This is a genomic window from Stenotrophomonas sp. 89682_Sma (genome assembly GCF_056481405.1).
The window spans coordinates 1,006,883-1,030,228 of sequence record NZ_CM151147.1; the positions used below are offsets into that span (position 1 = coordinate 1,006,883).

Here is a 23,346-nt window from a genome sequence, read left to right on the forward strand (position 1 = left end):
AGGGACGGGCGGCATCGTCTTCAAAAAAACCTGCCCGCTGTGCCATCCGGTCTTTTCATGGAGATTTACCGATGAACCGCATTTACCGTCTGGTTTTCAATCGCGCCCTCGGCGTAATGCAGGTTGCTTCGGAGGTCGCCCAGAATCCTGGCGGAAGCGCGGTACGCACGGCACGGGTGCCGCGATTGCGGACGCACCAGCTGGCGGTGGCACTGGCAGCCACGCTGGCCAGTGGATCGGCATTCGCGGCCTGCACTACCGCAGGTACGACGGTGACCTGCGCCACCGGCTCCAATACCAATTCTCTGGCAAACAGCATCAATGGCGTGACGCTGGATATCCAGACCGGCGCCGCGCTCAGCGTGCTGCCGGTCGTTGGCGGAAGTGCAGTGAATTTGAGTGGTAATGGCATCACCGTGAACAACCAGGGCACGGTCGATCCCACCATCAACGGTGGCCTGAGCCTGGCGGCGTCGGGCATGGTGCTGGGCAACAACACCGTCGGTGGAAACACCATCAACGTCAACAATCAGGCAGGCGGGGCGATCAAAGGCCTGGTCAACATCGGCTCCATCTTCGGTTTCGGCGGACAGGCGCTGGTGCTGCAGAATGCTTCCGGCGGTGTCAGCAACATCGTCAACGCCGGTAATGTGGACATGTCGATCTTTGGTGCAGGCCTGTTGACCACGGCCGATGCGGCATCGATCGTCAGCTACGGCGGTGCGCAGACCACTCTCGACAACACCGGCACCATTACCGGCCGCATAGGGTTCCAGGGTTCGGCCACGGCGGGAGCCGGCAATACCTTCCTCAACGCAGGAACCATCAACGGCAGTGTGAACCTGGGCAGTTCGGTCTCCGGCAACACCTTCACCGCCGTGTCTGGTTCCAGCGTCAATACCGCCGGTATCGGCGTGGCCGGGCAGGTCGGCGCGCTTGCGGTGAATCTGGCCGCGGCCGGCATCGTCGACGGTGGTTCGGCGTCCAACAACAGCCTGGTGCTGCAGAACAGCGCCACCGGCCCAGGCAGCGGTACCGGTGGGGCGGTGACCACGCTGGGCTGGAACCAGTACATCAACTTCCAGAGGCTCACCGTCAACAGCGGTACCTGGAACCTGCAGGGTGCGTGGGCTGGTGCAGGCACGACCACGCTCAATGATGGCCTGGTCAATTTCAATAATGCCGGTTCCTTCGGCACAGGGCTGTTCACCGCCAACGGCGGTGCCATCGCCGCCTCCACGGCCGGTCTGAATCTGGCCAACGCTTTCAGCCTTGGTGGCAATCTGTCACTGGCGGGGACCAATGCGTTCAGCCTGGGTGGCGTGCTGTCCGGTACTGGCGGGCTGACGGTCAACAACACTGGCATCGTCACGCTCGGCGGCGCAAACCTGTTCTCCGGCGGCGTCAACCTCAATGCCGGCGGCCTGCTGCTGGGCAATGCCGGTGCACTCGGCATCGGCAACCTGACCGTCGGTGGCAGCGCTTCGCTGGATATGACGGCGGGGTTCAACCTGGGCAACAACCTGGTGGTCAATGGCGGGGGCTCGCTGAACCTGCTGGGCAGCAATGCGCTGACATTGAGTGGCTCGATTTCCGGTGCCGGCAACGTGACCAAGAACGGCGCGGGCACGCTGACCTTGAATGGCACCAATTCGCTGACCGGCGCCTTCAACCTGGCCGGCGGCGCATTGGCGCTGGGCGCGGGCGGCAGCCTGTCACCCACGGGTGCGATGACGCTGAGCGTTGGCACCACGCTGGACCTGACGGCAGCGGCCAACCAGACCATCGGCTCGTTGGCCGGCCTTGGCGGCTCGGTCAACCTGGGCAGCCACACGCTCACCCTCGCTGGGCTGGGCAATACCAGCTACAGCGGTACGTTCGGCGCCGGCACGGGTGGCCTGATCAAGCAGGGCATCGGTGTGCAGACCCTGTCCGGCGTCAACAACCTCAGCGGCGGCGTTGCACTCAACGCCGGCGGACTGCTGCTGGGCAACGTGGCAGCGTTGGGCAGCGGTACGCTGTCTGTCGGCGGCAATGCCACGCTGGATGGCACGACCGGGTTGGCGTTGACCAATGCCGTCAACCTCGGTGCCGGGGCCAGCCTGAATCTGCTGGGCAACCAAGCGCTCACGTTCAACGGGGTGATCAGCGGCGCGGGTGGCCTGATCAAGGATGGCGCATCGTCACTGACCCTCAACGGCGCCAATACGTTCGGCGGCGGTCTGGCGCTCAACGCGGGCAGCCTGGTGCTGGGCAACGGCGGTGCACTGGGAACCGGGGCACTGAACGTCGGCGGTGCGGTATCGCTCGACGCCAGCGCCGGCCTCACCGTGGGCAATGGCATAACGCTTGGCGCCGGTGGTCCGCTCACTGTGCTGGGCTCGAATGCGCTGACGCTGGGCGGTGTCATCGGCGGGAGCGGCAGCCTGGTCAAGAACGGCGCCTCCACGCTGACGCTGGGCGGCGCGAACACGTTCACCGGTGGGCTGGCGGTGAATGCCGGAACGGTGTCATTGGCCAGTGGTGGCAGCCTGGCGGCGACCGGCGCGGTCAGCCTGGCCGGCGCGGGCAGCACACTGGATATCTCGCTGGGGGGCAACCAGACCATCGGTGCGTTGTCCGGCGTGGCTGGCAGCACCCTGGCGCTGGGCAGCAGCACGCTGACCTTCGGTGATGCCACCAACCAGACCTTCGCCGGCGTGATCGGCGGCACCGGTGGCCTGATCAAGCAGGGCACCGGCGTGCAGACGCTGACCAGCGCCAACACCTTCAGCGGTGGGGTGAATCTTGCCACCGGTGGCCTGGTGCTGGGCAACGCCGGTGCGCTGGGAAGCGGTGCGCTGACCGTAAGTGGCAACGGTTCGCTGGACGCCACTGCTGCGCTGAACCTGGGCAATGCGATCAACCTCGGCGCGGCGTTGACCCTGCCGGGCAGCCAGAACCTGGCCCTGGCCGGCAACATCACCGGCACCGGCAGCCTGGTCAAGAATGGCGCGTCGACATTGACCTTGAACGGTACCAACACCTTCAGCGGTGGACTCAACGCAAACGCGGGCAGCCTGCTGCTGGGCAACAGCGGCGCGCTCGGTACGGGAGTATTGGGCATTGGCGGTAGCGTCTCGCTCGATGGCGGCGCCCCGCTGAACCTGGTCAACAATGTGTCCCTGGGCGCGGGTGCCGCGCTGTCGCTGCCGGGCTCGCAGGCGATCACGCTGGGTGGCGTGGTGTCCGGTGCCGGCAGGCTGGTGAAGAACGGTGCCAGCACGTTGACCCTCAACGGCGCCAACAGCTTCGGTGGTGGGCTGACCGCCAACGGCGGCGGCGTGTTCTTGGGGAACACCGGCGCATTGGGCACCGGTGCACTGTCGGTGGGTGCCAATACCACGCTGGACAGTTCGGTAGCGTTGAACCTCGCCAACAACCTCAACCTCGGGGCAGGCGCGGCGCTGGATCTGCTGGGCAGCCAGAACGTGTCGCTGGGCGGTCTCATCAGCGGCACTGGCAGCCTGGTCAAGAACGGTACGGCCACGCTGGCGTTGAATGGACCCAATACGTTCAGCGGAGGGGTCGGCCTCAACGCAGGCCTGTTGCAGCTGGGCAATGCACAGGCACTGGGAACCGGCCAGCTGGACGTAGGCGGTAGCGCTTCGCTGGATGCGACGACAGCGATTGCGGTGGGCAGCACAATCGGCCTTGCCGCCGGTGCCAACCTCTCCGTGCTGGGCAGCAATGACCTGACGCTCACCGGTCCGGTATTCGGTGCTGGCGGGCTGATCAAGGACGGTGCCACGCGTCTCACGCTGTCCGGCGCCAACGTCTACACCGGTGGCACCACCATCAACGCCGGCACGCTGGCGCTGGGGGCAGGCGGCAGTCTTGCCGCAGCCGGTGCGGTGGATCTTGCCGGTGCCGGTGCGACGCTGGACATCTCCGCAGCCGGTGCAGCGCAGACCATCGGCGCGTTGAGCGGCGTGGCAGGCAGCCAGCTGGCGCTGGGCGCGCAGTCGCTCACCTTTGGCGGCGCCAGCAACGGCAGCTTTGCCGGCGTGATCGGTGGCACCGGTGGCCTGATCAAGACTGGCGCAGGCGTGCAGACGCTGTCCGGCGCCAATACCTTCAGTGGTGGCCTTGCGCTCAATGCGGGTGGCCTGATTCTCGGCAACGCCAGCGCGCTTGGTACGGGTGCGCTCGGTATTGGCGGCACCACCACGCTCGACAGCACCGTGGCGCTGAACCTGGCCAATGCGGTGAACTTCGGTGCCGGTACGCAGCTGACGCTGGGTGGCAGCAATGATGTCACCCTCGGTGGCGTGGTGGCCGGCAATGGCAGCCTGATCAAGAATGGTGCGGGCCTGCTGACCCTCAACAACACCAATACCTTCGGTGGCGGCCTGACTTTGAATGGCGGCAGCCTGGTGGTTGGCGCGAATGGTGCGCTCGGTACTGGCGCGCTGGCGGTCAATGCCAGCACCACGCTGGATGCGGGCGCTGCAGTGACACTGGGCAATGCGGTCACGCTGGGTTCGGGCGTCGCACTGACGTTGCCCGGCAGCAATGCGCTGACACTGTCGGGCGTGGTCGGCGGCAATGGCAGCCTGGTCAAGAATGGTGCCACCACGCTGACGCTGTCCGGTGCCAATACCTACACTGGCGGTACCACGATCAACGCCGGCACGCTGGCGCTGGGCACGGGCGGCAGCCTTGCCGCAGCGGGTGATGTCACGTTGGGTGCAGGCGCTGGCTTCGATATCTCCGGTGCCGGCAGCAGCCAGACCATCGGCGCGCTCAACGGTGCTGGTGGAAGCACGCTGGCGCTGGGCGGCAATTCGTTGACCTTCGGTACGGCCGGCAACGCCGCGTTCGACGGCGTGATCAGTGGCAGCGGCGGGCTGATCAAGGTAGGCGCGGGCGTACAGACGCTGTCCGCGGCCAACACCTTTGGCGGCGGCGTGACGCTCAACGCGGGCGGACTGGTGCTTGGCAATGACGCGGCGCTGGGCAGCGGCGCACTGACCGTTGGTGGTGCCGCCACGCTGGATACCACCGGCCTGGCAGCGCTGACCAACAACATCGCGCTCAACGCCGGGCTGACCGTGCTCGGGACCAATGCGCTGACGCTCAACGGCGTCCTGTCCGGGGCCGGCAGCCTCACCAAGAATGGCAGCGCGACGCTGACCCTGAATGGCATCAACACCTATACCGGTGGCACCAACATCAACGCCGGCACGCTGGCGCTGGGGGCCGGTGCCAGCCTGGCGGCGAGCGGTACCGTCAATCTCGCCACCGGCGCCACGCTGGATCTGTCTGCCGGCAGTGGCACGCAGCAGTTCGGTACGCTGGTCGGCAACGGTACGGTGAACCTCGGTGCCAACTCGATCGAGGTCGGCGGCGCTGCCAATGGCACCTTCAGTGGCTCGATCGCAGGCACGGGTGGCCTGACCAAGGTCGGTGCGGGCATCGAGACGCTGACCGGTACCAATACCTACACCGGAGGTACCTTCATCAATGCCGGCACGCTGGCGATTGGTCCGGGCGGCAGCCTGGCCGCCACCGGCGCTGTGACGCTGGGCGCTGCCGGCACCGGCTTCGATATCTCCACCGCAGGGGCCGGCCAGACCATCGGGTCGTTGAATGGCGTGGCGGGCTCGACGGTGAGCCTGGGGGCGCAGACGCTGACACTCGGTGGCGTTGGCAACAGCCTCTTCGATGGCACGATTTCCGGCACCGGTGGCCTGGTCAAGAATGGCGCCGGCATCCTCACGCTGGGCGGCGCCAATCTGTTCAGCGGTGGCGTTGCACTCAACGGCGGTGGCCTGGTTGTCGGCAACAACGCTGCGCTCGGCAGCGGTGCGTTGACGGTCGGAAGCAACGCAACGCTGGATGCATCGACCGGTGCCAGCCTGGCCAACAACATCAGCCTGGCAGCGGGTGCCAATCTTGATCTGCTCGGCAGCCAGTCGCTGGCACTGGGCGGTGTGATCTCGGGTACAGGCGGGTTGATCAAGGACGGTGCGGCCACGGTAACCCTGAGCGGTGCCAACACCTACACCGGTGGTACCACCATCAACAGCGGCACGCTGGCGATCGGTGCCGGTGGCAGCCTCGCCGCAACCGGCGCGGTGAACCTGGCCGGCACCGGTACGCTCGACATCTCCGCGGGCAACCAGGCCATCGGTTCGCTGGCCGGCGTGGCCGGCAGCACGGTGGCGCTGGGCGGCAGCACGCTGACCCTGGGCGGCACGGTGGACAGCACCTTCAACGGTGTGATCGGCGGCAGTGGTGGCCTGATCAAGAACGGCGCGGGCGTGCAGACGCTCAATGGCGCCAACACCTTCGGCGGCGGCGTGGCGCTCAACGCCGGTGGCCTGGTGGTCGGCAACAATGCTGCGCTGGGCACCGGTACGGTGACGGTCGGAGGCGCTGCCACGCTCGATTCGAATACTGCGGTCATCCTTGCCAACAACTTCGTCCTCAACAACGCGTTGACCGTGCTGGGCAGCAACAACCTCACCCTCAATGGCAGCCTGAGCGGCACCGGCAGCCTGACCAAGGAGGGGGCAGCCACGCTGACCTTGAACGGCACCAATAGCTACACCGGCGGCACCATCATCAACGCCGGTACGTTGGCACTGGGCGCGGGCGCGAGCCTGCACGCCAGTGGCATCGTCAACCTGGCCTCGGGAGCGACCTTCGATCTGTCGGCGGGCAGCGGCACGCAGCAGTTCGGTACCCTGGTCGGCAACGGTACGGTGAACCTGGGCGCCAACACGCTGACGATCGGAGACGCCACCAATGGCACGTTCAGTGGCTCGGTGGCTGGCTCCGGTGGCCTGATCAAGGAAGGATCGGGTACCCAGACCTTGACCGGCACCAACACCTTCACCGGTGGTACCACCATCAACGCAGGCACGCTGGCGATCGGCGCCGGTGGCAGCCTGGCTGCCACCGGTGCGGTGAACCTGGCCAACGCCGGCACCGCCTTCGACATCAGTGCGGGGGGCGCGCAGGCCATCGGCTCGCTGGCCGGCGTGGCGGGTTCGGCAGTGGCGCTGGGCGGCAGCACGCTGACGCTCAATGGCGTGAGCAACAGCGTCTTCGCCGGTGACATTACCGGCACCGGTGGCCTGGTGAAGAACGGCGCAGGCATACAGACCCTGAGCGGCAACAATACCTTCAGCGGCGGCGTGGCACTCAACGCCGGCGGCCTCGTCCTGGGCAACAACAATGCACTGGGAACCGGCGCGCTGACCGTGGGCGGCAATGCCAGCCTGGACGGCACCAGCGCGCTGACCCTGGCCAACAGCGTGCAGCTGGCCAGCGGTACGCTGACCCTGGCCGGCAGCAACGCGTTGACCTTGAATGGCCCGATCAGCGGTGCCGGCGGCCTGCTGAAGGATGGCGCGGCGACGGTTACCCTCGGCGGCGCCAGCAGCTACACCGGCACCACCACCATCAACAGCGGCACGCTGGCGGTGGGTGCGGGCGGCAGCCTGTCTGGCGCCAGCACGGTGAACCTGGCCGGCACCAGCACGCTGGACATCAGTGCCGGTGGCAACCAGAGCATCGGCGGCCTGGCCGGTGTTGCCGGCAGCACGGTGGCGCTGGGCGGTGCAACGCTGACCACCGGCGGCAACAACGCCAGCACCACGTTTGCCGGTGTCCTTGGTGGTACCGGCGGCCTGGTGCAGAGCGGTACCGGAACGCTGACCCTTAGCGGCGACAACACCTACACCGGTGGTACCACCATCAACGGTGGCAGCACGCTGCAGATCGGCAGCGGCGGCAGCACCGGTTCGGTGCTGGGCGACATCACCAACAACGGCAGCCTGGTCTACAACCTTGGCACCACGGCAACCGTGGGTGCCGTGGTCAGTGGCACTGGTGGCCTGACCCAGGCCGGCAGCGGCACGCTGGTGCTGACCGGCAACAACACCTACACCGGTGGGACCACCATCAATGCCGGTGGCACGCTGCAGGTGGGCAATGGCGGTGCGACCGGTGCGATCGTCGGCGACATCACCAACAATGGCGCGCTGGTCTCCAACGTGGCCGGCAACACCACGCTGGGCGGCACCATCAGCGGCAGCGGTGGCCTGACCCAGGCCGGCGCCGGTACGCTGACCCTGACCGGCAACAACACCTATACCGGTGGCACCACCATCAATGCCGGCGGCACGCTGCAGGTGGGCAATGGCGGCGCGACCGGTGCGATCACCGGCAATGTCGCCAACAACGGCAGCCTGGTGTTCGACGTGGCCGGCAACACCACGGTCGGTGGCGCGATCAGCGGCAGCGGTGGCCTGACCCAGGCCGGCGCTGGCGTGCTGACCCTGGTCGGCAACAACAGCTACACCGGTGGCACCACCATCAACGCCGGCGGCACGCTGCAGGTCGGCAATGGCGGCGCGACCGGCTCCCTCGCCGGCGATATCACCAACAACGGTGCGCTGATCTCCAACGTTGCGGGCAATACCCTGCTGGGCGGCACCATCAGCGGCAGCGGCGGCCTGACCCAGGCTGGCAGCGGCACGCTGGTCCTGGCCGGCACCAACACCTACAGCGGCGTCACCACCATCAACACCGGCGGTACGCTGCAGCTGGGCAACGGTGGCGCGACCGGTTCGATCACCGGCGACATCACCAACAACGGTACGCTGGTCTCCAACGTGGCCGGCAACACCACGCTGGGGGGAACCATCAGCGGCAGCGGCGGCCTGACCCAGGCTGGCAGCGGCACGCTCACCGTGACCGGCAACAACACCTACACCGGGCCGACCACGATCAACGCAGGCGGCACGCTGCAGGTCGGCAACGGCGGTGTGACCGGCGCGATCGGCGGCAACGTCACCAACAATGGCAGCCTGGTGTTCAACGTGGGCGGCAACACCACGCTGGGTGGAACCATCAGCGGCAGCGGTGGCCTGACCCAGGCCGGCAGCGGCACGTTGATCCTGGGCGGCAACAACACCTATACCGGTGGCACCACCATCAACACCGGTGGCACGCTGCAGGTCGGCAATGGCGGCGCCAGCGGTGCCATCACTGGCAACGTCAGCAACAATGGCAGCCTGGTGTTCAACGTCGGTGGCAACACCACCGTCGGCGGCACCATCAGCGGCAGCGGCGGCCTGACCCAGGCCGGCACCGGAACGGTCACCCTGACCGGCAACAACACCTACACCGGCGGCACCACCATCAATGCCGGCGGTACCGTGCAGGTCGGCAACGGTGGTACCAGCGGATCGATCACCGGCAACATCACCAACAACGGTGGCCTGGTCATCAACACCGGCGGTACCACCACGCTGGGCGGCACCATCAGCGGTGGTGGCAGCATCGTGCAGGCCGGCCCGGGTGGCCTGAACCTGGGCGGTAACAGCGGTGGCTTCAGCGGCACCGGCCAGGTCACCGGCGGGGGCCTGAATGTCACCGGCACCATCGGTGGCCAGTGGACCATCGGCAGCGGTACCACGCTGTCCGGCACCGGCACCATCGGTGGCACCGGCGGCGGCGTGACGGTGTCCAGCGGTGGTGTGTTGTCGCCGGGTAATGGCCCCGGCAACGGCAGTGGCGCGGGCAACGGTACCGGCACGATCACGGTGGGCGGCAACCTGAACCTGTCGCCGGGCAGCACGCTGGGCATCGACCTGGGCGCCACCGGCAGCGATACGGTACAGGTGGGCGGCAGCGCGAATGTGGGCGGCAGCACGGTGCAGGTGAACACCATTTCGCCGAGCACCAGCTACCAGCAGGGCCAGCAGTACACCGTGATCAACGCGGGTGGTGGCGTCAGTGGGCAGTTCGCTTCGGCGACCTCGCCGTCGGCCTTCCTGACCATCACCCCGGTCTACACCGCGAACACGGCCAACCTGCAGATCGATGTGGCACAGACCGCGGCATTCACCACGGCGGCGAAGACGCGCAACCAGTTCAACACCGCTGCAGCGCTGGACAGCCTGCCGCAGAGTGGTTCGGCACTGGGCCTGTACAACACGGTGCTGATGTATGACGCAGGTACCGCGCGCGCGGCGTTCGACCAGTTGTCCGGTGAGGTGCATGCGGCCAGCCGTGCGGTGTTGCTGTATGACAACTACCTGGAAGAGGGCATCCGCCAGCGTCTGGGCAGCGAGCTGCCGACCGTGCGTGGCGAGCGTGCCTCGGCCTGGCTGGCCGGCAGCGGCAAGGTGTTCAAGCAGGATGGCGATGGCAACGGCGACGACATCCGCTCCAACCGCAATGCACTGATGGCGGGCGTGGACTGGCAGCTGGGTGAGCATGTGGTGCTGGGTGCGGCCGCAGGCAACGAGCGGCTGGATACCCGCCTCTACGATCGCAGCTCGCGGGCCCGCCTGCGCGGCAACACGTTCGGCCTGTATGCGCAGGGCCAGTGGAACAACGGCTTTGCGCTGGGTGGCAGCGTGTCGCGCGGTGATTACCGCACGCGCACCACGCGTGAGGTGCCGCTGCTGGGGCAGACCCTGTACAGCCGCCAGGATTCGGATGTGACCATCGCGCAGGTGGAGGGCAGCTGGACCTGGACCCATGGCAGGACCCAACTGCAGCCGTATGTGCAGTTCACCAGGCACTGGGTCGACAGTGATCGTGCGGTGGAGCAGGGCGGCACGGCTGCGCTGGTGCTGGAAGGCGGCAAGGACACGCTCAATGTCAGCACCGTGGGCGTGCGCGGCCGTTGGGATGTGGGCAGCGGCGAGCGCTTCCCGGCGCAGCTGACGGTCGGCCTCGGCTGGCAGCACGCTTCGGGTGACACCGATGTGGCCAGCCGCAACCGCTTTGCGGTCGGCGGGAATGCCTTCGACGTCTACAGCGCGGTGATGGCGCGCAATGCGCTGGTCAGCCAGGTCGGCGTGGCGGTGGGCCTGGGTCGCAACAGCCAGCTGTCGATGTTCGTGCAGGGCCAGCACGGCGATGGTCGCCGCGATGTCGGCGGGCAGATCAACCTGCGCGTGGGTTTCTGAGGGGAGCAGGGCAGCAAGGGATCCACGCGCGGCGTGGATCCGGGCCGGGGCGGAGGACTACACCCTCCGCTCCATCTCCACGGCGTCGATCCCGGCGCCGTGGCCATCGGATACCACCCGTGTCACCTGGAAACCGAGGCCGGCGTAGAACCCCTGGGTGTGCTGGCTGGTGCTGAGCGTGATGCGTGCAATCGAGGCATCACGTTCGGCCTGCTGCAGTCGTGCCACCGCCAGTTCACGGCCGATCCCCTGCCGGTGCAGCGCGCGCTGGACCATGCCCCAGCAGAAGCCGGCGCTGCCATCGCCGCGGCGCGAGAGCCCGCCGCAGGCAATGATGCTGCCGTCGCGCTCGATGACCTGGAACGCGCAGTCCGTGGCCTGGTCATGCAGGAAGCGCTCGAAATCGCTGCGCTCTTCGGGCGCGAAGTAGGTGGGTACGTTGCTGTCGAAGATCGACAGGCAGGCGCTGGCATCCGTGGGGCGGTAGAGGCGGAGTGTCATGTGCCCACAATAGACGATCGTCATTAGATCCACGCCATGCCGGATTCATGGGCCGGATGCCGTGCGTGCTTCGCTCAGGCCGAGATTCCCGCCAGCACCGCATACATCACCACGAAGCTGACCAGGAACAGGTAGACGCCGCCGATGGCGAGGTAGCGCAGCACGGTCAGCACCTTGTTGCCGCCGTAGACGCGTTGCTGCATCCACAACAGGTAGACCGGGACCGCCAGCCACAGCAGTGCATACAGCCATTTGCTGATGGCGGCGAAGGTGGGCGACGCGAAGGCAGTGCCCAGCCCGGCGATGAGGAACGTGGCCAGCAGCACCATCATCAGCCAGCAATGGCTGTACAGCGCGACCACCAGGTGTTCCAGATAGCCCATCGGCCGCGGAATGTAGGCGATGCGCAGCACCAGCGCGAACACCGGCATCAGGAAGAACAGGGCGCCGGGCAGGGCGGTCAGGATCGCCTGCATGTACAGGTCGGTCTTGCCGCCCATGCGCTGGATGTTGGCGTTGCCGTTCTGCAGGCGCTTGTTGAGCCAGTTGTTGGCGAACGTCGGCCAGCCGGCAACCACGATGGGATTGGTGTTCGCATCCCAGGGCTTGCCGTTGACGGTGTGGTTGAAGAACGTGCCGTGCTCCGTCGCGGCGGCCTGCTTGCCGGTGCCAGTGAGTTCGGCCTTGCGCTGCGCGGCTGCGGCATTCACTGCGGCCCTGGCCATGGCAAATCCGGCGTTGCCGGTGGCGGGTGAGCTGGACTGCTGGCGATCGATCATCGCCAGCTGTTCCGCGCGGGCGGCTTCGACCTGTTCAACCGTGGACGCCTTGGCGTACAGCGGATCACCACGGCCCACGTTGATGTCGTCGACGTGGACGAACAGCTTGCCGATGAAGAACGTAAACAGGGTGAGGATGACGAACAGCCGCAGCGGCTGCACGTACCCCACCCGGCGGCCTTTGAGGTAATTCAGCGCGATGCGGCCCGGGACCCACAGATCGCGCAGCGTGCGGAAGATGCGCCCATCCAGGTGCCAGAAGGATTCGAACACTTCCTCGATGGCATGGCCCACATGCTTGAGCGGGTTGTGCGCGGATTGGCCGCAGCGATGGCAGTAGTGGCCATGCAGGGCGGTGTCGCAGTTCTCGCAGGCGGCGTGCGCGCTGTCGGTCGAGCTCATGGGCGATGGGCCAGGCGTCGGATGAAGGCGCCTACGATAGCGAATTTTCAGGTTTCGTTCAGTTTTGTTCTGTGGCGTATTGATGGCGTGGGCCGTCGTGAAGAGCATCCACGCATGGCGTGGATCTACTGACGCAATTGGGGAGCACGCGCCTCTGTTCAGGGGCGCCCCGTAGAGAGGGGATTGTCGGGTGCATCCATGCACCCGATCCCGGCGCATCGGGTGATCGTGCATCGGTGCATGCCACGTATCTGGAGGAACAAGCCCCTCTGTTGAGGGGCTGCCCCGACAGGGGCGGGGAGAGGCAGGCAAAGGGAGGGGCCCAAAGGTTGCGCAGCAACGTTTGGGGCGAAGCGCGCGCAGCGCACTTCGCGTCCCGCGCCAGATAACTGAAAAAGGCTGCCCTTTCAGGCAGCCTTTTTCAGTTATCTGGCGGAGAGAGGGGGATTGTCGGGTGCATCCATGCACCCGATCCCGGTGCGCGCTGCGCCCCGGGACCCGCCTTCGGCGGTCCGGTTCTGCTCCTGCAGAACCGTCGAACCCCGGCAGGGCTTCTCTCGCCCGATGCTCTCCGCCAGCCAAATAAAAAAGCCGCCCAGAGGGCGGCTTCTTCATTTATCTGGCGGAGAGAGGGGGATTCGAACCCCCGAAGCGCGGTTTAGACGCTTACACACTTTCCAGGCGTGCTCCTTCAACCACTCGGACACCTCTCCGGATCCCTGCCATCGGCAAACGCCTCAGCAGGGGCGCAGATTCTAGCGGGCTGCGCGGCACTTCACAAGCACCCCGGCCAGGAACCTGCGAAGGGCGTGCCGAAGGCGAGGGGGCTGGACAGGCATGGCACAATGGAACATCCGATGGAAAACGGTGGCCTGATGTCCTATCTCGTCCTTGCCCGCAAGTGGCGTCCGAAGCGTTTTGCCGAGCTGGTGGGCCAGGAACACGTGGTCCGTGCGCTCAGCAACGCGCTCGACAGCGGCCGGGTCCACCATGCGTTCCTGTTCACCGGCACCCGCGGCGTGGGCAAGACCACCATCGCGCGCATCTTCGCCAAGTCGCTGAACTGCGAGCAGGGCACCAGCGCCGATCCCTGCGGCCAGTGTGCGGCCTGCCTGGACATCGACGCCGGCCGCTACATCGACCTGCTGGAAATCGACGCCGCGTCCAACACGGGTGTGGACGACGTGCGCGAGGTTATCGAGAACGCGCAGTACATGCCCTCGCGCGGCAAGTACAAGGTCTACCTGATCGACGAAGTGCACATGCTCTCCAAGGCGGCGTTCAACGCGCTGCTGAAGACGCTGGAAGAGCCGCCGGAGCACGTGAAGTTCCTGCTGGCCACCACCGATCCGCAGAAGCTGCCGGTCACCGTGCTCAGCCGCTGCCTGCAGTTCAACCTCAAGCGCCTGGATGAGGACCAGATCCAGGGCCAGATGACCCGCATCCTGGCGGCAGAAGAGATCGAGGCCGACGGCAGCGCCATCGTGCAGCTGGCCAAGGCTGCCGATGGCAGCCTGCGTGACGGCCTGTCGCTGCTGGACCAGGCGATTGCCTATGCCGGCGGCGCACTGCGCGAGGACGTGGTGCGCACGATGCTGGGCACCGTCGACCGCACCCAGGTGGCCGCGATGCTGGATGCACTGGCCGAGGGCGATGGCCCGCGCCTGCTGCAGGTGGTGGCCGCGCTGGCCGAATTCTCGCCGGACTGGAGTGGTGTGCTGGAAGCGCTGGCCGAAGGCCTGCACCGCATCCAGGTGCAGCAGCTGGTACCGGGTGCGGTCGTTGCCGAAGGCCTGGATGCCAGCGCATTCGCCGAGCGCCTGCGCCCGGAAGTGGTGCAGCTCTGGTACCAGATGGCCTTGAATGGCCGCCGCGACCTGCCGCTGGCGCCGAGCCCGCGCGCGGGCTTCGAGATGGCCGTGCTGCGGATGCTGGCATTCCGCCCGGCTGCCGCGGTACCGCCGGTGCCGAAGTCGGTTGAAGGTGCCGCAGGCGGCAACGTTGCCGGTGGAGGCGCCGGTGCCGGCAGCCACGAAGCGACGCCGGCCGCTGCCGCCGCTTCGGCAAGCCCGGCCCAGGCGACGCAGGCGGCCGCGCCGTCCCAGGCTGCGCCGCGCGAACCTGACCCCGAACCTGAGCCGGCCCCGCAGCCCGAGCCGGACCCGACGCCGGAACCCGAGCCGGTTCCGGTGGAAGAGCCCGTGTCGCCGCCGCCGGTAAAGGCCGAAGCAGAGGCGCCGCCGCCGGCCGCTGAAGCAGAAACGAGCGACGATCTGCCGCCGTGGGCCACCGATGAAGCCGAGGCCCGTGACGCAGCACTGGCGGCCGAGATGGCCGGCCCGGAGGCGGCCATGGTCGCGCCCTGGCACGAGCCGCCGGCTCCCGTCGCGGCCCCCAGCGAACCTGCGCCGCCCGAACGCCCGTTCCGCACTGAAGGTATTGTCATCGCGCCGGCCGAGCCGGCCCCGGCGCGTGATACCGCGGCGCAGGACGGCATCAGCGAGCTGGCCACGGCCGAGGACTGGCTGGACCTGGTCGCCAACAGCGGCCTCAGCGGCCCGTCGCGCCAGCTGGCCGCCAACGCTGCCTTCATCAGTTGCCAGCACGGGACCTTGAAACTGGGCCTTTCGCCCGGATTTGAATACCTGCGCTCGGAGCGCGCGCTGGCCGCCCTGGGTGAAATGCTGGAGAAGGCCCTGGGCCAGGCGCCGAAGATCGTGGTCGAGACCGTGGAAACCGAACACGTTCCGGCCGAGACCCTGCACCAGCGCGCCGACCGCCAGCGTGGCGAGCGGCAGCAGGAAGCAGAGGCCGTTTTCATGGACGACCCGGAAGTGCAGGTGCTGATCCAACAGCACGGCGCCCGGGTTGTTTCCGATTCCATCCGTTCTTTTGACGAGTAAGACACCATGCGCGGAAACATCGCCCAACTGATGCAGCAGGCCCAGAAGATGCAGGAAAACCTGCAGAAGGCCCAGGAAGAAATCGCCAGGATCGAAGTGACCGGCAGCGCCGGTGGCGGCATGGTCAGCGTGACCCTGACCGGCGCCAAGGAATGCCGCAAGGTGCGCATCGACCCGTCGCTGGCCAGCGACCCGGAGATGCTGGAAGACCTGATCGCCGCTGCCTTCAATGACGCCTCGAACAAGATCGATGCCGAGTCGAAGTCGAAGATGGGCTCGGCCACTGCCGGCATGCAGCTGCCGCCGGGCATGAAGCTGCCGTTCTGATTTTCAGCGTGGCACCCGTGCAAGCGGGTGCCACAGAACCTGTAGCCGTCGAGCCTGCTCGACGCCATGAAAGCATGCCGCCGTGTCCGCACCCCTGCTTGAACAATTGATCGACGCGTTGCGGGTGCTGCCTGGCGTCGGCCAGAAGACTGCGCAGCGCATGGCTTACCACCTGCTCGAACGCGAGCGCGAAGGTGGCCAGCGTCTGGCCGAGACACTGGCATTGGCGGTGGAGCGCATCGGTCACTGCGCACAGTGCCGCGATTTCAGCGAATCCGAGTTGTGCCCGACCTGTGCCAACAGCAGCCGCGAGCGCAGCCAGCTGTGCGTGGTCGAATCGCCGGCCGATCGCCTGGCCATCGAGAACGCCACCGGTTTCCGCGGCGTCTACTTCGTGCTGCAGGGCCGTCTGTCGCCGCTCGACGGCATCGGCCCGCGCGAACTGGGCCTGGAACAGCTGGAGCAGCGCCTGGCCGGAGGCGAGGTGCAGGAACTGATCATCGCCACCAGTGCCACCGTCGAGGGCGAGGCCACCGCGCACTATCTGGCGCAGCTGGCGCGCGCGCGCAAGGTGCAGCCGAGCCGCCTGGCGCAGGGCCTGCCACTGGGCGGTGAACTCGAATACGTTGATCGTGGCACGCTCTCGCACGCGTTCGGAACGCGCTGCGAATTCCGCGATTGAACGCCGGCGGGCATCCCCCGGCGCGGCCGGCCTACAATGCGGATGACATTTCCGCCGAGGCCGAACATGAGCACTGAAACCCTCTTCAGCAAGATCATCCGTCGCGAGATCCCGGCCACCATCGTCTACGAGGATGACGAGGTGCTGGGCTTCAAGGACATCGCACCGCAGGCGCCGGTGCATGTGCTGTTCATTCCGAAGAACGAGATCATCCCGACCCTGGATGACCTGCAGCCGTCGCAGGCACACCTGATCGGCAAGCTGGCGCTGGCCGCTGCCGAGTACGCGCGCCGCGAAGGGTTCGCACAGGACGGCTACCGCATCGTGATGAACTGCCGCGAGGATGCCGGGCAGACCGTGTTCCATATCCACATGCACCTGCTGGCCGGTGCGCCGCTGGGGCATTTCGGTGCGCCTGGGCGTTGAAGGCCGTGTCCACGCCATGCGTGGATGAAAAAGGCCGCCCGAGGGCGGCCTTTTCCGTCACGCGTGCCGGTTGGTGATCACCACCAGCCCCAGCGACCATAGCCGCCCCAGTACGGGCCATACGGGCCCGGGCCCCACGGACCATAGGGGTAGGGCACCACGTCGACCTGGCGCTGTTCCGGCCACAGGTAGATCACATCGGCCGACAGCTTGGGCAGGCGGTAGTCGTACTCGCCGATGCGGGTGTTCTGGTAGCCATCGATCTTGCCGATGAAGGTCACGTCACGGCCGGCTTCAAACACGGCCGGGTCGTAGAAGCCGGCGCGGCAGGCGATGAAGCGGCCGTCGCTGGCGTCGGACGAGGTGGTGTTCGGGCGGCCACTGCCATTGAGCGGGCGCGAGATGATCTGGAAGCAGGTCTCGCCCTGGCCGGGCTTGGTTTCGATGATGCGACCGCCCCAACGGACCGGCGTGCCGACCTGCTGGGTAGCGACCGAGTCGCGCGGGGAGACCAGGCTGAACTGTCCCTGCAGCGGCTTGGGGGCCGTGGCGCAGGCCGACAGGGCCAGCGTGGCCACAGCGGTGAGAAGGAACTTGGTGTTCATGGGGAGGCTCCGGAAGTCGGGCGATGCCTGCGCAGGTCCCGCAATAATGAAGCGAGGTCGGTGCAAGTTCCAGCGTAGCGCGCGTCGGCGAAACGCTGGCTGAGTGCGAGCAGGGTCGGGTCAGGGCGCTGCCGGTGCACCCGCTGGGCCCAGTCCTGTGCGGTTTCGTGCGGTTCACTGGCCAGGCCGAGGCGGGCGTAGCGCCGTCCGAGCCGGCGCCAGGCACGCAGCAGCGGGTCACGTTCACGCTCACCCCGGGCCAGCAGCCAGGCCATCCACGCCAGGGCCAGCATCGTTGCCACCACGAAGCCAGCGACAAGTTGCGTGGGGCCCAGATCATCCAGCCCGAACGGCTTGAGCAGTTGCTGCTGGCGGCGTGCATCGAAGGAGAGCACCAGGTCGTTCCAGCCGCGGCGCAGCCAGTCGCCCATCTGCCCCAGCTGCTGCCAGCGTTGCTGCAGCGGGCTGTCGGTACCCGCCTGCAGGCGGTCGTCGAGGGTATCAAGGATGCGTTCCGGTGCCACCGCAGCGGTAGGGTCGACCCGTACCCAGCCGCGCTGCGGCAGCCATACCTCGGCCCAGGCATGGGCGTCCATCCGCCGCACGATCCAGTAGTCGCCAAGGCGGTTGTAGGTGCCGCCGGCAAAGCCGGTCACCACCCGCGCCGGAATGCCGGCGTTGCGCATCAGCACCACGAAGGCGGAACTGAAGTGTTCGCAGAAGCCGGCCTTGTAGCCGAACAGGAACTCGTCGACCGGATCGCGTCCCGCCGGTGGCGTCTGCAACGTGTAGGAGAAATCGGTGGTGATCCATTGCAGCGCGCGGCGGACGATGGCTTCGTCATCACCGCCGGCATCCTGCCGCCATTGCTGCGCCAGTGTGGCCGTGCGCGGGTTGAAGCCGCTGGGCAACTGCAGCGCGGCCCGTCGCAGATAGGGCGACAGCGTGCTGTCGAAGCGTTGAGGTGGTGCCGATTGAAGTCGCCAGCGGCTCAGTGACGCCAGTGGCCGCTCGCTGCTGAGGCTCATGTCCGCATCCAGCGTGCTGCCTGCAGGGGCGCGGCTGGGCAGGTCCAGTGCCACCAGCTGGCGCCGGTCGGTGGGCTCGTAGTCGATCTGGTAGTCCCAGCCCCGCGTGCCGGCCTCGACCGTGGCTGCCGGCCGTCGCTCGCTGGCGCGGTCACGTGTCCAGCGCCGGCCATCGAAGGCGGTCAGTACCGGCCCTCGCCAGTAGCGTTGCATCGGCTCGGGTACCGCACCGAAGAACTGCACGCGCAGCGCCGGGGCATCGTCGGCCATCAGGTCCAGCCACTGGCCGGGTTCCATGCTGTCGGACAACCCCGGTGTACCGACCGCACGCTCGGGAACGCCCCATAGCGGGGTCGCCAACCGCGGAAACAGCCAGAAGCAGGCCAATGCCAGTGGCAGGCCGATCGCCAGCAGGCGGCCAACGCCGCGCAGCTGCCCCCGCAGTGGCAGGTGGCCGGCGTGGCCTTCATCCCCGGCCAGGCGCTGCAGGGCGAGCAGCGCGCTGATCCCCGCCAATGCGGCCAGTACGGTGGTCAGTGGTCCCTGGTCGAGCAGGAATGCCGCAAACGGGGAAAACAGCGCGAACCCGAGCAGGCTGCGGGCATCGCGCCGGCTGCGCAGTTCGCTGGACTTGATCGCCAGCATCGCTGCCAGCAGGGCGCAACCGGTATCACGACCGGGCCGCACCATGCCCATCTGCCAGACGATCGCACCGAGCATGGCCAGCACCAGCAGCAGGCGCACCGGCATGGGCAGTACCTTCCGCCACGACAGGGCCGCAGTCACGAGCGCCGCGGCCGCGATCACGCCGGCCAGCAGGGGCGGCAGCTGCAGCAGCAACGGCAACAGCGCCAGTGCCGCGCTGGCCAGGGTCCAGTTGCGGGCATTGCGGTCGAGCGCGGGCGTGGTCTCAGTCATGCGGCATCAATGCCAGTGCACGCAGGCACAGGTGGTGGTGGCTGGCGCCCTGGCCGGGCCCGAACGGTGGATGTGCAGGCAGCAGCAGGGTGTAGCGGCGGCCTTCGCGCTCGGCCATGTCGACCCATCGTGCCAATCGCGCGATGCGTGCTTCATGACCCAGTGGGGCCAGCGTGCGCCAGTCGAGGATGACTTCGATGCCCACCGGCTTTTCGTACTCGCGCACCAGCAGGCTGTCGCGGCGTGCCGAGTGCTTCCATGAAATGCTGCGTGGTGCATCGCCCGCGCGATAGGGCCGCAGCTGATGCAGCTCCTCGCCACTGGCATGGGCGCGGGTGTGCAGCGGATCGTTGCCACTTTCCGGCAGTGGTGGGGCCAACCCCTCGGGTTGCGGATAGACCAGCAGCGGTTGTTCCGGCCACACCCACGACCATGCCCGCACCAGGCCCAGTGGCTGGGTGGTGGACAGGCGGATGCGTGGCAGTTCCAGCCAGCCGCGGCGTTCGGTGGTGACCTGCAGCTCCACCTCGCCACGGCCGTGCGCAGGCAGTGACATCCAGGCTTCGCTGTCACCCAGCTGCAGGTGCAGGCCGTGGCGTGCGCGCGGATCATGCAGTGACAGGTCCACGCGCAGGCGAAGCGGTTGTCCGGCCGGAACCGGTTCGGCGGAGATCGCATCGATCTGCACGCCGGACAGCTGCAGGTGCGCGGCGATGGCGCTGGCGATCGCCGCTGCCGCCAGCAGCAGGGCCAGCAGCAATGCCGGGTTGTTGTTGTAGTTCAGTGCACCCAGCAGCATTGCCGCCAGCAGCGTGGCGACGAACAGGCCGAAGCGGGTGGGCAGCACGTAGATGCGATGGCGGTCCAGGCGCTGCGGCAGTGCTTCAGGCCTGCGCGGGCGTGCCAGCAGTTGCAGTCGTGCCCAGCGTGTGGCCACCCTCAATCCACCGCAACGGTCTGCAGGATGGCCCGTGCCAGTGCCGGCCCCGAGCTGGACTCGGCTTCGGCCACCAGGCGATGACCGGCCACCGCCACGAACAGGGTCTGCACGTCCTCGGGCACCACGTGGCCGCGGCCCAGCAGCAGTGCATGCGCCCTGGCCGCGCGCAGCAGCGCAAGGCCGGCACGCGGTGACAGGCCCACGCGCACGCCGGCGTGCTGGCGGCTGCGGGTCAGCAGGGCCTGCACGTAGTCGACCAGTGCATCGCTGGCATGGACCTGGCCGACGGCTTCACGCAACGCGCGTACCTGGGTGTCATCCAGCTTCGGCACGGCTCGTGCGATCAGGTCGCGACGGTCGGTGCCGCGCAGCAGTTCGCGTTCGGCCTGCGCGCTGGGGTAGCCCATCGCCAGTCGCAGCAGGAAACGGTCCAGCTGCGAATCCGGCAGCGGGAAGGTACCGGACAGGTCCACCGGGTTCTGCGTGGCGATCACGAAGAACGGATCGGGCAGGGGATGGGTCTGCCCATCCAGGGTGACCTGCTGTTCGGCCATCGCCTCCAGCAGCGCGCTCTGCGTGCGCGGCGGCGCGCGGTTGATCTCATCGGCCAGCAGCACGTGGGTGAACACCGGGCCCGGATGGAACTGGAACTGGCGGCTGCCGGCTTCGTATACCGAGACGCCCAGTACATCGGCGGGCAGCAGGTCGGAGGTGAACTGCACGCGCTGGAAGCTGAGGCCCAGGCTGCTGGCCAACGCATGCGCCAGCGTGGTCTTGCCCAGGCCGGGCAGATCCTCGATCAGCAGATGGCCACCGGAAAGCAGGGCGACAAAGGCCAGCCTGACTTCCGGCACCTTGCCCAGCACCAGTGCGTTTACCTGATCCTGTGCCTCCCGCAGGGCCTGGCGCAGTTGATCGGTTAGCATGCTGGGATTGGGGGACGAGGCTGGCATGATCGTCTCAGGTCTGGAATCCATTCGATTATCCATAGAGCAATGCAAGGCGAACAGCGCGCGCGGACAATATTTCTCTGGTTATGGACGCTGGTCACAGCGGCCAAGCTGGTGGTGGCTGCGCGCCTGCCACTGTTCGTTGACGAGGCGTTCTACTGGCAGGAAGGCCAGCATCTGGCCGCTGCGTATTCGGACCTTCCCGGACTGACCGCATGGCTGGCGCGCCTGGGTGTGGAGATCGGTGGCCACCATGTGCTCGCGTTGCGCCTGCCGTTCCTGGCCATCGGCGCGCTGCTGCCGTTGCTGGTGGTGCGCACGGCTACACGCTGGTTCGGCAATGTGGCTGGTTGGCAGGCGGGCAGCCTCACGCTGTTGATGCCGTTGTCGGCGACGCTGGGCCTGCTTGCGGTGCCGGATGTGCCCATGGCGCTGGCTGCGGTGATCTGCCTGCACGCTGGTGCACGGCTGCTGCACAACGTTGATGCATCGTCGGCGATGAAGCTTGCGCTGGGTCTGTCGATCGGCGCGCTCAGTCACTACCGTTTCATCGGTGTCATCGGCGTTGGCTTCATCGCGTTGCTGGCGCTGCCGCAGGGGCGGCGCATGCTGGCCGATCCGCGCGTATGGGTCGCGCTGGCGGTGGGCGTGCTGGCGTGGCTGCCGTTGCTGGCATGGAACGCGGACAACCACGACGCTGGCCTGAAGTTCCAGGTGGTCGAGCGCCATCCCTGGACGTTCGAATGGAACGGGCTGTGGTTCCTGGTGATCCAGCCGATGCTGGTGACCCCGATCCTCTGCATGGCGATGTGGAAGGTGGCGCTGGCCGGTACCCGCAGGGGCGGCGGCGCGCGCGTGCAGTGGCGCTACTTCGGCCTGGTCGGGGGCGTCTCCACGCTGGGCATCTTCCTGCTGGGCTTCTTCACCGACGTCGAGCGGATCAGTTTCCATTGGCCGCTGCCGGGCTACCTGGCGCTGCTGGTGGCGGTGCCGGTGGTGCTCAACGGCTGGCCACGCTGGCTGCGGCGCACCGGCTGGTGGCTGGCCGGCGCAGGCATGGTGCTGGCGTTCGGCTATTACCTGATGGCCTCCACGCCTGCATTGCGTGAGCAGCTGGCGGGCAGCAAGTACTACCCGCGCAATTTTGCTGGCTGGCAGCCGTTGGCGATGGCGGTGCGCGAAGAGTTGCAGCAGATGCCCGCGGGCACGCGCGTGCTGGCGGGGAACTTCAAGGTGGGGGCCGAGCTGGGCTTCCAGCTCGGCAACGGCGATATCGAAGTGCTGGCGCACCCGCTCAACGACAAGCATGGGCGCACCGCGCAGCTGGCGCAGTGGGGGCTGCTGCATGAAGGCAAGCGCTCGGCGCCGATGCTGCTGGTGCTTTCACCCAGCGATCAGCGTTACCGCGATCTGCTGGCGCGCTATCACGCCATCTGCGAGCAGGTGGGGCCGTTGCCGGCGCCGCGGGTGGTCAGCAGTGACCATGGCTTCCAGCGGTTCCTGCTGTTCCGCCTGCCGGCGCAGCACGCACCCGGGGCGTGCGTGACTCCGGCAATGGCGTGGCTGGATACCCCTTCCAACGGCGAAAAGGTGTCTGGCGTGCTGGCCATCAAGGGATGGGCGTTCAAGGATGGTGTCGGCCTGGCACGGGTTGAAGTGCTGGTCGATGGCCGCTCGATGGGGGATGCGCGCTATGGCCGCGCATTCGACGTGCGCCAGACCTGGCCGGACAGCACCGACCCGCAGCATCCGGCGGTGGGCTTCGATGCTTCATTGGACACGAGCACGCTGGCGCCGGGACGGCATTGGCTGGGCCTGCGCCTGCATGGGCGCGATGGCAGCGTGGAGGAATGGCAGGAGCAGCCGTTCGAGGTTCGCGGGCGCTGAGGCGGCGCGCGGTCCAGGTGGT

The 23,346-nt window shown here is 67.4% G+C and carries 12 protein-coding genes and 1 tRNA gene; 6 read left to right on the forward strand and 7 right to left on the reverse strand.

Going from position 1 to position 23,346, the window contains the following annotated elements; genetic code table 11:
• Positions 1 to 71: 71 nt before the first annotated feature.
• Positions 72 to 10,976 carry an autotransporter-associated beta strand repeat-containing protein gene (locus ACZK29_RS04590; protein WP_478446719.1) on the forward strand — a complete coding sequence of 3,635 codons (10,905 nt, stop codon included), beginning with the start codon at positions 72 to 74 and terminating at the stop codon, positions 10,974 to 10,976.
• A gap of 57 nt (positions 10,977 to 11,033) precedes the next feature.
• On the opposite strand, the gene ACZK29_RS04595 is transcribed toward ACZK29_RS04590, so the two are convergent.
• The 3 genes from ACZK29_RS04595 to ACZK29_RS04605 form a co-directional block, all read right to left on the reverse strand.
• Positions 11,034 to 11,477 (reverse strand): GNAT family N-acetyltransferase, encoded by a 444-nt coding sequence (locus ACZK29_RS04595; protein WP_111204536.1) that lies wholly within the window; start codon positions 11,475 to 11,477, stop codon positions 11,034 to 11,036.
• 74 nt (positions 11,478 to 11,551) lie between these two features.
• Positions 11,552 to 12,658, reverse strand: coding sequence for a DUF3667 domain-containing protein (locus tag ACZK29_RS04600; protein WP_111204535.1), 1,107 nt, complete (start codon positions 12,656 to 12,658; stop codon positions 11,552 to 11,554).
• A gap of 620 nt (positions 12,659 to 13,278) precedes the next feature.
• Positions 13,279 to 13,371: transfer RNA gene (locus tag ACZK29_RS04605), tRNA-Ser, on the reverse strand.
• A 144-nt stretch (positions 13,372 to 13,515) separates the two neighbouring features.
• Between ACZK29_RS04605 and dnaX the strand changes: the two genes are divergently transcribed.
• The 4 genes from dnaX to ACZK29_RS04625 all read left to right on the forward strand — a co-directional run bounded on the left by dnaX (position 13,516) and on the right by ACZK29_RS04625 (position 16,996).
• A complete protein-coding gene (gene dnaX / locus ACZK29_RS04610; RefSeq protein WP_478446720.1) occupies positions 13,516 to 15,561 on the forward strand; it encodes a DNA polymerase III subunit gamma/tau in 2,046 nt (681 codons plus the stop codon).
• Between the two features lie 6 nt (positions 15,562 to 15,567).
• Positions 15,568 to 15,888 (forward strand): YbaB/EbfC family nucleoid-associated protein, encoded by a 321-nt coding sequence (locus ACZK29_RS04615; protein ID WP_010483846.1) that lies wholly within the window; start codon positions 15,568 to 15,570, stop codon positions 15,886 to 15,888.
• Between the two features lie 82 nt (positions 15,889 to 15,970).
• Entirely contained in the window at positions 15,971 to 16,570 is a 600-nt protein-coding gene (gene recR, locus ACZK29_RS04620) for a recombination mediator RecR (protein ID WP_459047985.1), read from the forward strand.
• A 66-nt stretch (positions 16,571 to 16,636) separates the two neighbouring features.
• Positions 16,637 to 16,996, forward strand: a complete 360-nt coding sequence (locus ACZK29_RS04625) for a histidine triad nucleotide-binding protein (RefSeq protein WP_249844866.1) — start codon at positions 16,637 to 16,639, stop codon at positions 16,994 to 16,996.
• A 77-nt stretch (positions 16,997 to 17,073) separates the two neighbouring features.
• On the opposite strand, the gene ACZK29_RS04630 is transcribed toward ACZK29_RS04625, so the two are convergent.
• From ACZK29_RS04630 to ACZK29_RS04645, 4 genes are read right to left on the reverse strand one after another with little or no spacing between them, the layout of a single operon-like run.
• Entirely contained in the window at positions 17,074 to 17,601 is a 528-nt protein-coding gene (locus tag ACZK29_RS04630) for a Slp family lipoprotein (RefSeq protein ID WP_005408301.1), read from the reverse strand.
• Positions 17,598 to 19,547 carry a transglutaminase TgpA family protein gene (locus ACZK29_RS04635; protein ID WP_478446721.1) on the reverse strand — a complete coding sequence of 650 codons (1,950 nt, stop codon included), beginning with the start codon at positions 19,545 to 19,547 and terminating at the stop codon, positions 17,598 to 17,600. The genes ACZK29_RS04630 and ACZK29_RS04635 overlap by 4 nt, the downstream gene beginning before the upstream one ends.
• On the reverse strand, positions 19,540 to 20,484 hold the full coding sequence (locus ACZK29_RS04640) for a DUF58 domain-containing protein (RefSeq protein WP_111204531.1): 945 nt from the start codon (positions 20,482 to 20,484) through the stop codon (positions 19,540 to 19,542). The genes ACZK29_RS04635 and ACZK29_RS04640 overlap by 8 nt, the downstream gene beginning before the upstream one ends.
• 2 nt (positions 20,485 to 20,486) lie before the next feature.
• Entirely contained in the window at positions 20,487 to 21,440 is a 954-nt protein-coding gene (locus ACZK29_RS04645) for an AAA family ATPase (RefSeq protein ID WP_111204530.1), read from the reverse strand.
• Between the two features lie 42 nt (positions 21,441 to 21,482).
• Here ACZK29_RS04645 and ACZK29_RS04650 point away from each other — a divergent pair, with 42 nt between their 5' ends.
• Positions 21,483 to 23,324 carry a glycosyltransferase family 39 protein gene (locus ACZK29_RS04650; protein ID WP_478446722.1) on the forward strand — a complete coding sequence of 614 codons (1,842 nt, stop codon included), beginning with the start codon at positions 21,483 to 21,485 and terminating at the stop codon, positions 23,322 to 23,324.
• Positions 23,325 to 23,346: the final 22 nt, after the last annotated feature.